Below are 15,111 nucleotides of genomic sequence, written 5' to 3'. Positions count from 1 at the left end.
TTACTATCCAACCGCGACGGTGCTGATAGTTTTTACCGTCATATGGATCATCCCCACATAAATATGCACGACGTACACAACGATTAATTACATGATAAAAAGGCGTAATTTGAGGCTCTATCAATTTTCGTCTTGAAATTGTCATTCGTTTCACCATAAGCAACGTGAAGCTTAAGTGTAGTTACTCATGGTTGATGTGCAAGGTTATGGCTGTCCTTGTAATTTTTTCGTCTATTGATGTGCAAAAATATGGCTGTCCATTGTTTGTTGTGGTTGTGATGTAAATACCTAATATTTAAAATCAGAAAACAAAAAAGCCGCCATATAACGTGGCGGCTATTATCAATCATCAGTCCACATTACATTTAGTTAAGCGACATTTCAGTAGGTAGCTTACGACCCGTCACTTGTTTCCAAACTTGATCTTTCGCGCTATTACACACTTGCTGACCATTCACATCATGGCAATTAGGGTTAGTTAATGTCTTACCCTGATACTCACCTGTCAGTGTTTTTAAATAAGCGACCATGGCTTGGGTTTCTTTTGGTGTAAAATCAGTATTACACTGATACTTCGCCATTGCATTAACCGCTTCAGATAACGTTGCCGCGCGACCGCCAGAGAAATAAGGCCCAGTTATCGCAATATTACGTAAATTAGGTACTTTAAAATAATGCATTTGCTTTTCATTATGAGTAACTAAATAACGTCCTTTATCACCCTCAATATGCTTACCTTTAAGATTATCAAAGAAGCTACTATAGACGCCCATCTTCTCGTATGACTGTCCACCCATACTTTGACCAACGTGACAAGTTTGACACCCTGTTTTTAAGAACAATTTAAAGCCTTCGATTTCTTTAGGCGTTAATGCACTTAAATTACCTTCTAAGTATTGGTCAAAACGGCTATTAGTGGTGATTAATGTTTTCTCATATTCGGCAATCGCATTGGTGATATTCGCCCCTGTCATGCCATCTTTATATGAAGCATCAAATAATTTAACTAACTGAGGATCTTGCTTAAGTTTAGCAATGATATTGCCCCAATTTTTTGATCCCATTTCAACGGGATTAAAAATAGGCCCTGCCGCTTGAGCCGCTAGATCTGCCGCACGACCATTCCAGAACTGACTCATATTAAAGGCAGAATCATAAACGGTTGGCGCATTCATAGGATCATCAAGATTATTGATACCTAAACTGGTTGGCAAATTATCTGTGCCACCGGTATGAATAGAGTGACAACTTGAACATGCATACTTATTATTAGCTGATAAGTGAATGTTATTGTAAAGCGATAACCCTAATGCAACTTTCGCTGGATCTGTTTTAAATACGGTATGAATTGGTTGAATGGCCAAATTCTTAAACTGTGGTGCTGCGGTTGGGTTCGGATAATATTGTTGGCGTTGATGCTTGATCCAATTTAACAACAACTGTCTATCTGCACTGTTGAGGTATGCTGATGGCCAGTGTATCGCTAAATATTTAGGAATTGGCATAGAGTTATTGTTAAGAACAAACTCTAATTTAGCAAGCGCGACTTGATTTACGGCTTGATGCTGCTCTACGGCCTGTACAACAGGTACAAGTTCAAACGATTGATTAGCCTTATCAATATCTGCTTGCATCGTTTGTTTCACACCAGGCACTTTGGCATAAAACGGCAGTGGACTGTTGGGCGTATGACAATCTGCACAGCCTTTTTCTGCTAACAAACGCATTGCTTGAGCCGAAAGATCATCAATATTATGCAGTGATAAAGCATCTAAGCGTTTATTTGCTAAAGCAACATCTTCTTTATGTATAATGTATACAATTGCACCATAGCCAACGATACCTAACGCTACAGCACTCACAATCGCTTTTTTTATATATTTCTTATTAATCATGATATTACTCTTTTGAAAACTTCCGCCTGCAATATATACCTATGCAGAATAATCAAAATAAATAAATCACAAAAAAACCAACTATCTTGATTTAAATCAATATCATATATCAATATATTTTATGTTGTTAATAAAAAACACACATCATAGAAATACAGTCTCAGTGTTTTTTTATGCCACCACCATTTATCGATCAAAAAGCACCCACATAATCGATAAAATAGATTAACAACCATATTTTTAATCTATTTTATCTTAAGTATAAGTTTTTCAATAGGATTCCATAAGCAATAATTATTGAATAAATATTCTTATTTATTCATTACTGGTAACAATAATTGAATTATCAATCCATGAGGCTGACGACTTTTCGCATTAACAGTGCCATTCATCACCGTCATTGCTTCTTTAACAATGGCTAAACCGAGCCCATAACCACCAGATTGTTTATCGCGCGCCCCTTCAATACGTGTAAAGGGATCAAAAATCCGTTTTAAATGTTGATCAGCAATACCATAACCGTCATCTTCTACACTTAATTGTACAAATTGTTGCCCTTCGATAACCACCAGCGCTGAATTAAGATTAATATGTGCATTTTCTCCCGCATATTTAATCGCATTGGTAAGTAAGTTATTCACAGCTCGCAAAATCAAACGAGAATCGCCCATGACGAATGGCATATTATTATCAATATCAAGCGTAAATGTTTGTTGCACACCCAATAATAGTTCGATATTAGGCACTGTCGTTAAGCACAAACTCTCAATATCAATGGGAATTAAATTAGCGTTGTCTGTTATATTTTGAAGCTGATTAAACTCTAAAATTTCACTAACCAATTGATTCATTTCTTCAGCTTCACGCTCTAGTCGATCAACGAGGTGTTGATGCTCAGACGCAACCCGTTTTCTTATTAAATGTAACGATAAATTATGCCGAGCTAATGGTGTACGTAGTTCATGTGATACATCACGAATTAAGCGTCGTTGACGTTCAGATAGCATTTGAATTTTTTCAGCCATGTCATCAAAGTCAGTCGCAAGCGATTTAAATTCAATGCTACTATCACTGATAGTATTAGCCACTCTTACGGAAAAATCACCATTTGCAAGACTGCGGCTTGCCTCACGCAAAGTATTTAACGGCCGTTGTAAATAACGCGCAATAAGAAATGAAAACATCAATAGAATTAATACTGCAATAACAACCTGAATTAAACCAAAATAGAATGAAAAATATTTGGCGGGATGTAATTGATATGGTAATTGCACCATTAATTGATTGCCCTCTTTTAACGGAATGGCAAATATAGGCTGATTAACACGAGAATCTAAAATGGAATTAATTCCACGAGCATAACTCAATTTGAAAGCAAAATGAGGATGCATTTTTCTATTCCCCATTTCATGTTGATCTTTATCAATTACAAATAAATAATACGGCTGTTGCTTTTCCCATTGACCCAATTGTTGTTTACTACCTGAATCAATTAACTGTTGCGCTTGCTCTGCCATCACGAGCATCTTGTGTTGAACGTTCTTTGGCACATGTAGCATCGTTTTAACTAATGCAATTTCAGCTAAATTTTGCAGTAATAATATTAATAACAAACTCACAGCAAAATACGAAAAAAGCCGTACAACTAAACCATGCTGTTGATAGGGCTTATACCACATTTTTCGTTGGGAAAAGCTTTCCACACGATGATCCTTTAATTAATGGTTAACACTTTCGCTATAGCTGTATCCTCGACCACGTACCGTTTTAATATGCAACTTAGACATCCCTGCTAAAACAATTTTACGGCGTATATTACTGATATGCATATCAAGGTTACGATCAAATGGACTTAACTCTTTTTTAAGCACTTGTTTTTGTAATTCCGCCTTTGACACCACAATTCCGTCATGCTTAATTAAATATTCTAATAATTCCGATTCCGTACTGGTTAATGGCAAACGTGACATCTCTGCCGCCATCTTTTCTTCACCTGAACGAATGGTATGGCGCTGACGCTCAAGCCCAACACGACGCAAAATAGCACTGATACGTGTCAATAATTCAGGCACTTTAAATGGCTTAGTAATAAAATGATCGGCTCCCGCTTGCAAACCATCAAGCATGGTTGCTTCATCACCCAATGCAGTTAACATTAAAATTGGGGTCGCAAACCGTTGACAAATACGACGTGCAACCTGCATACCATCAAGGTTAGGCAACATCACATCCAATAATACTAAATCGACACCTTTGTTTTGCAGAAACTCAATTGCTGACTCTCCACAATGGACACAACTGACATCATGGCCTTCATCTTCAAGTACTTCAGTCAATAATTCACACAACTGTATATCATCATCAACAACTAATATTTTTGACACAATCAATCATCCAAAAGAAAACCGTCGGCATAGTAATATGCTTAACATGTATATATCAACCATCTATCAACAACCACGTTATTCTCCACACCATTAGCCCACGTAAATAAGTGATTGTTGACTCAATTACGTCGGTTTTAACCACAATGTATTATTATTAGCGTTTTGTCGTAGAACTAAGGCTTCTTATAACCCCAATATTTAAACGCCAGAATCTATTGACTATCGGTCTAAAGCAGAAAGAATAAAATCACATCAGTAAATAGCACTTCTATTAATCTAGAAACAAACGTTCAACATATGAATTAGAATGACTTTTTTTTCATAGCTCAAAATTTTAAATATTAAACTTTATTTGAACACTGAATACATAAAACAAGCTTTCTGTTTGATCATTGAACTAAATCAATAAATTTATAATTATTAACAAATTTCAATTAAGTATATATTGACTTTACCAGAGGCTGCGCCAAATCTAGCTTTAGCGAATTTCCCACAGAGTTATGCACAGCTTCTGTGGATAAATATATTTTAGTGGATAAAATAATAAAACATGATGCTATTAGTTAATAACAGATTCTAAGTGACAAAATAAACCAATAACATATTGATATTAAATAAAAATAACAAAAAAAAGCGATACTGACAGATTTAAAGACTAAATAACTCAACTCTATTTTTATTTTATTTATCATTTGAAAAACCTGAAATGTTAAATATATGTAAGTTATACATTCATTTTTTATTTTTTCTTCAAACTTAGAATAACGGCATTAGTCTCTTTATTGAATCTTATAAAAACCCACCTTGAATCTTGTAAATTTAATCTATAAATAATTAATATACTGTTTAATATATAAAAAAAATGGAAGTTAGCTAAAAAAGCCAACTTCCATAACAATTATATTGCTATCTATAATTAGTACACCTTCAACATTAAATTGAATGGCTAATTATGATCAATTTAAGCTCTAAAACGTCTAATAAACGCACCGCCACAAAGCAATAATAAGCCGATAGCACCAAAACTACCGCCACCATCGCGATCTTTACCTATATTACAATTGTTCGCTGAAATGCTGTCATTGCACCCATCATCACCTGTGTCACCACCACCTGTGTCACCACCACCTGTGTCACCGCCACCTGTATCACCACCACCGGTATCACCACCACCTGTATCACCGCCACCAGTGTCACCACCACCTGTGTCACCGCCACCTGTGTCATCGCCATCTTGATCGCCGTATTTATCATTAAGAAAATCAGGAGGTGTTATAGGATATGTCGGCACTTTACTACTATTTTCAACAATCCAATCAGTATAGTTTCCTACACGAGCATAGAAACCTGGTCTAGTCATTGAACCGCAAACAGGGTTACCTGTCGTACCACCACTGACAATACCTACTTGTAACTGATTGCCCTCACTATCAATAACAAAAATAGGACCTCCGCTGTCACCATTACAAGCATCTGCACCAGTAAGATCGGCAATAACCACAGGAGGCAATGTACATAATTTAGTAATATTTGCTGGACTATCAATAATTAAGCCAGGATTATCATTAGACTCAATACGCTCATAACAAAGATTAATAGGGAAGAAACTCAACTTAGCCTGTTTAAGTGTTTTTGATGGTTTACTTCCCTCAATTGTCGTTGCTCCCCACCCTAAAACGGTAATATTTTCCGGACGATGGTCTGTAGGAATAGGATTATTGGCTTGTTCCCATTCTTGTTTTAGCTGTTCCTCAATCAACTGTGTTTGCGATAAGGTTGATAATGCAACTTTACCTAAACCAACAAACTTACGATTTACCCGAATTAGAGCAACATCGTTATCCAATGCCGAACTAACAATCTCAGTAATCACTTGATCATTAACTGTTGTCTCTTTTATCACAGCTACTGGACTATAAGCAGGGTGTATCACCACATGCGTAGCTGAAAATATATGTTTTTTTTGTGGATAGCTATTATTAAGTAACCCAGCAGTAATCGTAATATTAGACGGTGCTAATACTTCTGCGTTTTTATCACTTCCTGTTACCACGCAATGGGCTGCCGTTAATACCCACTGATCATTGATAATCGTCGCGCCACAAAAAGGGGTTTCTCCATCTTTATTATTGCGGAGTGATGCCATAAAATTTTCACTAACTGGAGTATTAGTATCAACATCACTACCACCAACGACGTAAGGTGAAACTGTTGTATCTGATGATGCACATACTGGCGTACTTATACTGGCGATAATGGCTAACATCAAAACACTATATTTATACTGGAACATCCTTTTCCCTTAAACTTAATAGTAATCGCGATAGTTTACTCTTAACATGTTGTAGGCAAAGATCGAAACAAGCACACTGCGATAAGCTTCATTTTTTCATGTAACTGTACAGAACATTACCTCATATATTATATAAGTCGTTGGCATTATCTTATGAATACCTCTGTGTCTATATTGTTAAATATGAAACAACAACCGTGTGGTTAGGTTAATAAAACAAAGCTAGCTGGATATTAAACAGTCTGTTGTACTATAAATTTCGTGATCAGGGACATGTTTGCTTTTCTTCTGTACAATAGAACGGCATAATATTGGCACAATAAATCAATGGACAATTCCCATGACTATCGAACAAGCATTAAAAACGCGTAGTGAATCAAAATGTGAGCTATGTTCTTCTGAAAATAATCTAGCGGTATACGCTGTTCCTGCTTCTGAAGACAAGAGCGCGGGTTGTTGCGTACTACTTTGTGATACTTGCCGTGGTCAGCTTGAAAATCCAGAAACAACTGACGAAAACCATTGGCGTGCTCTAAACGACACCATGTGGAGTCAAGTTCCTGCTGTTCAAGTTATGGTATATCGCCAGCTTAAACGTCTTTCAACTAAAACTGATTGGGCAATGGATCTCGTTGACATGATGTACTTAGAAGATAACGTTAAAGAGTGGGCTGAAAAAGGTCTTGTTGAAGAAGAACAAGCTTCAATTCCTACTCGCGATGCAAACGGTGCAATCCTTCAAGCTGGTGATAGCGTAACTATCATTAAAGATCTACCAGTTAAAGGTTCAAGCATGGTTATCAAGCGTGGTACGCCAGTACGTAACATCAGCTTGACTGATAACCCACTTCACATCCAAGGTCGTGCTGACGGTGTGCAAATGGTGATCATCTCAGCATTCACTAAGAAGTAATTCTTACTGTATTTGAGAATAAAGAAAGCCCCTGTTGATATTCTCAGCAGGGGCTTTCTTGTATTCTTAGTGTTCTTTTATTTCAGACAGTTAACGACAACGGTATTGGCTAATTTATCATGCCAGCCTTGCTTTCTTTTATCCCAGCCAACCCACATTAAACCAAGTCCGAACGGTATCGTTGAGACAAAATAGCCTAAATAACGTATTACCGATTGTTTAACACTGGGTTTATTACCCGTTTTAACATCAACAATCTGTGCTTTAATCACCATTTTCCCTGGCGTTGCTGATTTATAAACCCAAAATAAAATCACGCCGATAAAAGGCAATAAATAGTTAATAATGACATCCATCGGTCCAATAATGAACACATCGGTTTGTGGATGCATTTCACCATAAACAAGATACATTAATGGTGCACTAATCAACGCTACAATAGCAGTATCAATTAAGCTGGCTAACACTCGCTGCCAAAAACCCACATATATAGGCATCATTTCTTTATTCATATCGAGAAAATTTCCTATTTATAATAAAATTAATTAATCGTTTACCTATTTTCCCATAAGGTGCATACAGGTATTTAGTAGAACTTAACGCTGCTTGATGCATCACCGGACGCATTTTAGATAAGCGCTCAAATCCCTCTCGACCATGATAATGCCCCATTCCACTATGCCCTACACCGCCAAACGGTAAATCATCCTGCGCGACATGTAACATAACATCATTAATTGCAACCCCACCTGAACGTGTTTGGTCTAATACCTGCTGCTGCACCGCTTTATTATTACTGAATAAATACAGCGCTAATGGTCGTTCTCTGGCATTAATATAATCTAATGCTTGCTGTAAGGTTTTATAGGTGACAATTGGCAGTAATGGTCCAAATATTTCCCGCTGCATCACTATCATCGCATCGGTAGGCTGACAAACAAGTTGTAAGGGGAATTTACGTTGTTGCGGATCAAGCTTTGACTGAGGGATCAAATTAATGACCTTTGCGCCCTGTTCGATGGCATCTTTGACGGTATCGCATAAACGAGAAAAAGATGCATCATCAATAATCGAGGTATAATCAGGATGCTGAATATCACTAAATCGCTTTGCCATAATCGCTTGGGATTGGCGAATAACCTCATCTTCTAATGCTTGTGGGATCAACAAATAATCAGGAGCGACACAGGTTTGACCGCTGTTATAAACCTTACCACCTAAGATACGTGATAATGCCGTTTTTATATCATAATCATCCGCCAAGATAACCGGAGATTTACCGCCAAGTTCTAACGTCACAGGCACTAAATGGGTTGCAGCAGCAGCCATAACAGCCTTACCAGTGGTCGTTGAGCCCGTAAAAATAAGGTGATCGAATTTTAATTGTGAGAAAGCAATCCCTGTTTGTCCTTCTTCAGCAATAATACAAATCTGTTCATTACTAAAATCAACCTCAAATAATTGTTGTAATAGCTGACATAGATGTTGAGAATTTTCTGACATTTTAACCATGACTCGATTACCAGCAGCAAGTGCCGCTACCATTGGAGCAATAGTCAAAAAAAGTGGATAGTTCCACGGTACAATAATGCCCACAACCCCTAATGGCTGTGGAATAACCCTGTTTTTTGCGGGTTTGAACCATAAAGAAGTATGTCGACGTTGAGGCTTCATCCATGCCTTAACATGTTTAATCGCATCATTTATCGATTCTAAAGACGTAAATATTTCTAATAATGCGGTTTCACTTGCAGAGCGACAACCAAAATCAGCCGCAATCGCTTCGCAAATCTGAGCTTGATGCTGAATGATTAATTGTTTTACTTTTTTTAGGGCAGCGATACGATCTTCAACCATCGGCATCGGCTGCTGCATGAAAGCATCATATTGACGCTGACGATATTGTTCAAGTACCAATCTAGATTGATATTGGATCATATTAACTTACCATAAATAACAATCAAATAATGGTATTAATATACCTATTCCTTCTGGGTTTTACACGGAACTTAAAGAACACCATTAATAAAAAGCACGTCGAATAGTTGTTTTTTGTATTCGGCTCACACTGCGAAATTCTTTGGGTGATAATTGAGTATGTCGCTTAAAAAATTTAGCAAGATTTGTCGCTTCATCAAAACCTAAATATTCCGCCATCTCATTTATGGATATATTACTATAAGCTAACAATCGTTTAATCTCTAAAATAACCCGTGAATCAATTAACTCTTTAGCAGTAAAACCCGTTAATGCTTTACATATATGATTGATTTTTTTAGGTGTACACCCTAATGTATTCGTATAATCAGTCACTTGACGTGTTATTCGAAAATTCTCTTCTAATTGTTGTTTGAACTGTTTAATAATTATAAAATCTGGATGGTATTTTTCAGCTAATGTTGGATAAAATCGTACAATTTTTAGTAACAATACGCGTAATAAGCTCCGTAAAATTTCTTCTTTACATACGTCATCAGCAATGTTGTATTCTTGTATCAATAACTGCACATTAAGTATTAAATTTAATGCCTGTTGTTCAATTATATTGTCTACATTAAGTGACATTGTAACATGATTATGATTTTCAAATAATTGTGTGATAACAGTACGATATTGATCTTTATCATCTGAAAAAATGAGATTTTCTGTAAAGGTAAAAATATAACCATCACTCTCATTGTTTAGTTCAAAATAATGAACTTGTGAAGGTTCTAATATAAACACACTTCCAGCTTTATAATGATATTTTTTAAAATCAATATAATGGTACCCTTCACCTTCAGTTATAATAATTAACGAATAAAAATGTAATCGATGTGGAATAGTAACCGGGAGAATTTCTGTTTTTAAACATAAAGATTTTAATGTACATAAAGTAAATTCGATATCTGAATCATGATTTCCTTTAAATGCCAAATTATCAATAATTTTCATACCAATATCTATATAATAAAATAATCATACATTTTATATAAATAAAAGATTTTTCCTTTGATTGAAATTAATAAAATTACACTTATTTTAATTTTATCTCTAAGTTAACAATAATAGTAACGGTAGTAATAATATTTTTATTACTACCGTTATCTACTCATAACTGGTTACCTACCACCCTTCAGCTTTTGATGACGCTTCATTTAATTCAGCTAAACGCTTATAATCAATTTTAGCATCACTTTTCGGTAATCGTTTTTCATTACTAAACACCTGATAGTAAGGCTTATTCTGTAATGACATTTGAGATATTTCTGTCATATTTTGGTAAATATGACCAAGAATCAAACAACTAGCACTGATGTAAAACAATAGTGAAATATTAAGACGCATGGCGTTCACCTCGTTTTTTTTCTGTGAAACGAGTAGGCTTTACACTATTTTTAATCCATTTTTTCATAAATCGAATATATTCAATAAAGTGATGTACTGGACATAATGTTTGACACCATGGTTTATTAATAAATAAAGACGTTAGCACAATCAAAATAGTTAATACGAATATAAAATGCGTACCAATCATATTAAATGCCATTCCAAACGGTTCATAACTAAAAGAGGCCGAATTACGATAATATAAACCTAGAATTAAAGTAAACCATAATAGTCCCCTCGCAAACCAAATAAAGAAGTCATGTTTTGGTTTACATGCTTTTGCTTTATTCAATTTACCAATACATTCTTGCGTAGCACCGAAAGGACAAACAGTTGAACAATAAACATTTTTATTGGTTACTAATAAATAACCAATAGTTACCAACAACAACAATAAAGATGTATAACTGGCTATACCATCTAACCATACACCTGATAATACAAAACCAAGTGTATTTGCCCCATAAGGTGCCGCAGCATAGAACCCTAAAACAATGATCGAAACTCCCATCATAATACGTTTAGCAATAATTTTATGAGGAAAGGCGGGACGATTAATAACAATGGCAATGATAAAGATTAACAATGCGATACCATCAATAATTTGCGGTAATATCAATGTCGATTCGGGCAATGTTAAAGGTAGCTTAAATACATTTATACCAATATTTTTTGCCGCTTGTATGATCGAGTGATTAATCGCATTACTAGTCAATGTTGCACCTGTAATCCCATCGAGTTGCTTTAGTTTAGCGACATTTTGATCAATGAAATTATCAATTAATCCATTACTAATAACTTCTTTAAGATACGATGGTGTTTCAGCACTTTGAATAATCGCTATACCACTAATCTGCTGTTTCTCGTTAACTTGTATTATTGTTTGTAGCATACCACCATAGCCAACACTTTCAGCTCGCCCAACCCAAAGTAAATAGTCTGTTAAATTACTCTTTACAGCCGTTTTTTTAGGTTTGGCAGCCCAGACATCATGCTGTAATTCATTAAATAACATCGGTTGCTGAACGACTTGCATTAACTGTGTTGTGATATGATCTTGTTGCCGTAAACTGCCCAGCCCCCATGCTAATACAAGGCCTAATAGTGTCACTATCGCAAGTGTTTTTTCCAAGATATTCCGTTGTGATTTATTCATAAAACGCCCTTGTTTTATTTCACTTTAATTATAATTTCTGACAGCTTGGGATCTGTAAATGTTGTCGAATAGTATTCAATTCTTGCTCATAACGACTATAAGCAAGAGGATTAATTCCCACTAAGAAATAAAAACAACTTTCAGCCTCTCTATACCGTTGAAGTGCAAATAGCGCTTCAAATTTCAAACAGCAACACTCACTATCATAAGGTTCTATGGTATTCAAAAATTCAATATCGGCTAAAGCTAAGTCATAATTCTTTAACTTCATTAATACTTCAGCACGAACTTGATATAACTCAATCTCATTAGGCGTTTTATTTATTGCACTATTTAAATGATAAATAGCAGAATCATCATCACCCAGTTGTTTATAAATAATTCCGATTGTTTTATCTAATTCAGGGTGATTTTCGTGCAAAATTATTGCGTTTTTTAATGTTAATAATGCCGTTTGTGGCTGTTTAATCGCAAGATAACATTTACTGAGATTAATCCAACTACCTATATTATCAGGCGCAAGGATTGTTGCTTTTTCAAACAATGGGATAGCTTGTTCAAAATTTTCTAATTGATAATAAGTGATGCCTTTATTGTGCCATGCTCCAGGTAAATCAGGACGGCAAGCAATAGCATCATCAAACGCTTTTAGCGCTAATGCATGCTTGCCTAATTTCATATATTCATTGGCTAAATAAAAATAGGCTTGATGATCCTCTGTTGCAATTAACGCCACAGTTTGGAAACACTCAGCGGCAGCTTCTGGCATACCCATAGCTGACATCGCTAACCCACGAAGCAACATTAATTGGTTATCATCCTTACGTTGTTGCCCGCGTCCAATACACGATAATGCTGATTCAGCTAAGCCTAATTGAATCAAACCTCGAATAAATTGTTTTTGTTGGGCCATCGTAGAAAATTGATTACCTAATCCATTAATGTCATTCTCAGTGAGCCAATGATTAATCTCTGTTTGTAATGCTTGATGCTCTAACCAACTGAATAAATTAACATCTTGATGTACTTGAGATTCAAAGACACGAACGGATAATAATTGATCAGCGTGTAAGGCTACTGCTGCTACTACAGCAGCACCATCTAAAGGCTGTTTAAAAACCTCAAGACATAATTGACAGAGATCCATTATTTTTTGGTGTGTTTTGGGGGAAAGTTGCATAATTTTCTCAATATAAATAGCAAAAGAAGAGCGTTAACCACCCTCCTTTTTAAACACAATAACTATTGCACTTGACGATCACGCAGCCAAATTAAAAAAGCAGCAAGACTAAAGCCAATAATCACTAAACCTGTACCCACAACACCGAGAAAATACCAACCCGCATTGCCTTCATTTTCACCTAATAATGTGAATGCACCAGCAATGGTTAACAAGAAAGAAAACCACCAGCCAATGACGGCAGACCACTTCCAACCATTCATTTTTAATCGTAATGATTTCGCCCAATAACGCGCATTCCAAAACAAGAAAAGCTGTAACGCACCCAATCCCATCCAAAATAATGGATCTAAAATAGTTGCTTGTGGAAACATTAGAATCCCTCCCCATTACCATCGTATTGCCATGTTTTATCTACAGTAAAATAGTTTTCAGTCCGCATCCATTTGGGTGGTTGATGATAACTTGCAAGATGACCACCGTTCCAATCCCCGTGATACGCTTCAGCTTCGGGGTAATAAAACATATTATGTTGCATTGCTAATAACGCTTTACGTGTTAACCCTGTTTTATCGCGAGGATCAGCTTCACGGACAATGGTGTGGATCCAGTTATTTTTACGCGTATAAGGACAGACTGAAATACATGCTCGACATCCCATAGCCCCTGGTGTGGGGCCACTTTGCCACATTCGATAACAACTATCTTGATTGAAATCGTAACGTTTAAAACCACGAATCACCGTATCAGGATCATCGGATAATGAGATCGATCCTGAGGGACAACTGGTTGCACATATTTTACAATCACGACAAAAATGTTGCATACCAAGATCAACTGGCATATCAATCTCTAAATCAATTTCAGTAACAAGCGCAGCTAAACGGACATTAGTACCTAATTCAGGGGTCATCAATGTACCATTACGACTAGCTTCACCCAGTCCAGCCATAACGCCTAGAGGAGGGATTGTCATTTCATAATCATTACCAGGAACCTGACAACGAGAGGCATAACCTAATTCACCTAAAAATATTTGTAGTTTTCCAATCGCTAAACGACATTTATGATAAGCATCATAAGACGTTGAATAACCAATCGCGGAATACATCGGATCCCAGTTCATCGGAATACCAATAACAACAATTGACTTCCAGTGTTTAGGTATTTCATCGCCCCACGAGTCAACGCCACGCATCATATTTTTAAATATAAATTCTTCATGAACACCAGTAATACCCACGAGGCTAGCACCAAATTGATGTGCCATCGTTTTAATAAGTTCTGATGCATGTGTAGGCGATTTAAATTCCAGTTTTTTGCGTTCTTTATCTACAAAATAATAATCTGCGACTTCAGGTGGACCTTCAGGTTTAATGGGGAAATTAACCGGATGTTTATGGGTTCCGTATGCGGCTTTTTCATGTGCGGCATCATATGCCCAACCAATGGCTAATTGATCACGAATACGCTCAATGTTCTGTTCACGAATGTCGTTTTCTCTAAAAGCCCTTAACATCTCATCAAAGCGGTCAGGTATATCTTTGTAATACTCACGAATTCGCACATCAGGAAAGGTTTCAATCCCCATATCAGGGGTCCAACCAGAGATAAATGCATCACGGAAACACCCGGTTCGATTAAAAAGATGTGATGCCCACTCAGGGCGTTCAATTGTACCTACAACACGAAATGTTGGCGGATAATCAACCACAAAAGGCGTACGATCAAAAAACATATCTTTGCCTTCTTCGGTTCGTCCCCAACCTACATAACTATCAGGATCTCGTCCCAATTGAAAACCAGCACCCGCTGCGGCTCCAACAGATACCGTCGCAGCAGCAGCCCCTGTAAATTTAAGAAAATTACGTCGAGATAAGCTTTCCGGTGGAGGCGTATTTGAATGGTCATCTTTCAT

Annotated in this window: 13 protein-coding genes; 1 reads left to right on the top strand and 12 read right to left on the bottom strand. The window is 36.5% G+C overall.

What is annotated here, in order from left to right:
- Positions 1-365: 365 nt before the first annotated feature.
- The 4 genes from C9J51_RS13155 to C9J51_RS13140 form a co-directional block, all read right to left on the bottom strand.
- Positions 366-1,895 (bottom strand): cytochrome c peroxidase, encoded by a 1,530-nt coding sequence (locus tag C9J51_RS13155; protein WP_107275209.1) that lies wholly within the window; start codon positions 1,893-1,895, stop codon positions 366-368.
- A gap of 311 nt (positions 1,896-2,206) precedes the next feature.
- Positions 2,207-3,574 carry a sensor histidine kinase gene (locus tag C9J51_RS13150; protein ID WP_045039883.1) on the bottom strand — a complete coding sequence of 456 codons (1,368 nt, stop codon included), beginning with the start codon at positions 3,572-3,574 and terminating at the stop codon, positions 2,207-2,209.
- Between the two features lie 39 nt (positions 3,575-3,613).
- Complete coding sequence (locus C9J51_RS13145) at positions 3,614-4,279, bottom strand: response regulator transcription factor (protein ID WP_045039882.1); 666 nt, start codon at positions 4,277-4,279, stop codon at positions 3,614-3,616.
- Between the two features lie 964 nt (positions 4,280-5,243).
- A complete protein-coding gene (locus C9J51_RS13140; protein WP_045039881.1) occupies positions 5,244-6,575 on the bottom strand; it encodes a S1 family peptidase in 1,332 nt (443 codons plus the stop codon).
- A 340-nt stretch (positions 6,576-6,915) separates the two neighbouring features.
- Between C9J51_RS13140 and C9J51_RS13135 the strand changes: the two genes are divergently transcribed.
- Complete coding sequence (locus C9J51_RS13135; protein ID WP_107237460.1) at positions 6,916-7,488, top strand: PhnA domain-containing protein; 573 nt, start codon at positions 6,916-6,918, stop codon at positions 7,486-7,488.
- Between the two features lie 77 nt (positions 7,489-7,565).
- Here C9J51_RS13135 and C9J51_RS13130 read toward each other — a convergent pair whose 3' ends face one another.
- The 8 genes from C9J51_RS13130 to C9J51_RS13095 form a co-directional block, all read right to left on the bottom strand.
- Entirely contained in the window at positions 7,566-8,000 is a 435-nt protein-coding gene (locus C9J51_RS13130) for an RDD family protein (protein ID WP_045039880.1), read from the bottom strand.
- Positions 7,993-9,426, bottom strand: coding sequence for a coniferyl aldehyde dehydrogenase (locus C9J51_RS13125; RefSeq protein WP_107237459.1), 1,434 nt, complete (start codon positions 9,424-9,426; stop codon positions 7,993-7,995). Before C9J51_RS13125 ends, C9J51_RS13130 begins: the two co-directional genes overlap by 8 nt.
- Before the next feature lie 84 nt (positions 9,427-9,510).
- Entirely contained in the window at positions 9,511-10,422 is a 912-nt protein-coding gene (locus tag C9J51_RS13120; RefSeq protein WP_045038091.1) for a helix-turn-helix domain-containing protein, read from the bottom strand.
- Positions 10,423-10,593: 171 nt separating this feature from the next.
- Positions 10,594-10,815 carry a hypothetical protein gene (locus tag C9J51_RS13115; protein ID WP_045039879.1) on the bottom strand — a complete coding sequence of 74 codons (222 nt, stop codon included), beginning with the start codon at positions 10,813-10,815 and terminating at the stop codon, positions 10,594-10,596.
- Complete coding sequence (locus C9J51_RS13110; protein ID WP_107275208.1) at positions 10,805-12,013, bottom strand: FMN-binding protein; 1,209 nt, start codon at positions 12,011-12,013, stop codon at positions 10,805-10,807. The genes C9J51_RS13115 and C9J51_RS13110 overlap by 11 nt, the downstream gene beginning before the upstream one ends.
- A gap of 28 nt (positions 12,014-12,041) precedes the next feature.
- Positions 12,042-13,193, bottom strand: a complete 1,152-nt coding sequence (locus C9J51_RS13105) for a tetratricopeptide repeat protein (RefSeq protein WP_107250175.1) — start codon at positions 13,191-13,193, stop codon at positions 12,042-12,044.
- A gap of 62 nt (positions 13,194-13,255) precedes the next feature.
- A complete protein-coding gene (locus C9J51_RS13100; protein ID WP_045038087.1) occupies positions 13,256-13,567 on the bottom strand; it encodes a hypothetical protein in 312 nt (103 codons plus the stop codon).
- On the bottom strand, positions 13,567-15,111 hold the full coding sequence (locus C9J51_RS13095; protein WP_045038086.1) for a 4Fe-4S dicluster domain-containing protein: 1,545 nt from the start codon (positions 15,109-15,111) through the stop codon (positions 13,567-13,569). The genes C9J51_RS13100 and C9J51_RS13095 overlap by 1 nt, the downstream gene beginning before the upstream one ends.

It is taken from the genome of Photobacterium iliopiscarium (assembly GCF_003026395.1).
GTDB lineage: Bacteria > Pseudomonadota > Gammaproteobacteria > Enterobacterales > Vibrionaceae > Photobacterium > Photobacterium iliopiscarium.
This window is presented reverse-complemented; position numbering and strand designations above follow the sequence as displayed.

Bases quoted from the DNA above. Each gene is read 5' to 3' on its own strand.
- C9J51_RS13155 (WP_107275209.1), bottom strand. From the start codon at position 1,895: ATGATTAATAAGAAATATATAAAAAAAGCGATTGTGAGTGCTGTAGCG.
- C9J51_RS13150 (WP_045039883.1), bottom strand. From the start codon at position 3,574: ATGTGGTATAAGCCCTATCAACAGCATGGTTTAGTTGTACGGCTTTTT.
- C9J51_RS13140 (WP_045039881.1), bottom strand. From the start codon at position 6,575: ATGTTCCAGTATAAATATAGTGTTTTGATGTTAGCCATTATCGCCAGT.
- C9J51_RS13135 (WP_107237460.1), top strand. From the start codon at position 6,916: ATGACTATCGAACAAGCATTAAAAACGCGTAGTGAATCAAAATGTGAG.
- C9J51_RS13130 (WP_045039880.1), bottom strand. From the start codon at position 8,000: ATGAATAAAGAAATGATGCCTATATATGTGGGTTTTTGGCAGCGAGTG.
- C9J51_RS13125 (WP_107237459.1), bottom strand. From the start codon at position 9,426: ATGATCCAATATCAATCTAGATTGGTACTTGAACAATATCGTCAGCGT.
- C9J51_RS13120 (WP_045038091.1), bottom strand. From the start codon at position 10,422: ATGAAAATTATTGATAATTTGGCATTTAAAGGAAATCATGATTCAGAT.
- C9J51_RS13115 (WP_045039879.1), bottom strand. From the start codon at position 10,815: ATGCGTCTTAATATTTCACTATTGTTTTACATCAGTGCTAGTTGTTTG.
- C9J51_RS13110 (WP_107275208.1), bottom strand. From the start codon at position 12,013: ATGAATAAATCACAACGGAATATCTTGGAAAAAACACTTGCGATAGTG.
- C9J51_RS13105 (WP_107250175.1), bottom strand. From the start codon at position 13,193: ATGCAACTTTCCCCCAAAACACACCAAAAAATAATGGATCTCTGTCAA.
- C9J51_RS13100 (WP_045038087.1), bottom strand. From the start codon at position 13,567: ATGTTTCCACAAGCAACTATTTTAGATCCATTATTTTGGATGGGATTG.
- C9J51_RS13095 (WP_045038086.1), bottom strand. From the start codon at position 15,111: ATGAAAGATGACCATTCAAATACGCCTCCACCGGAAAGCTTATCTCGA.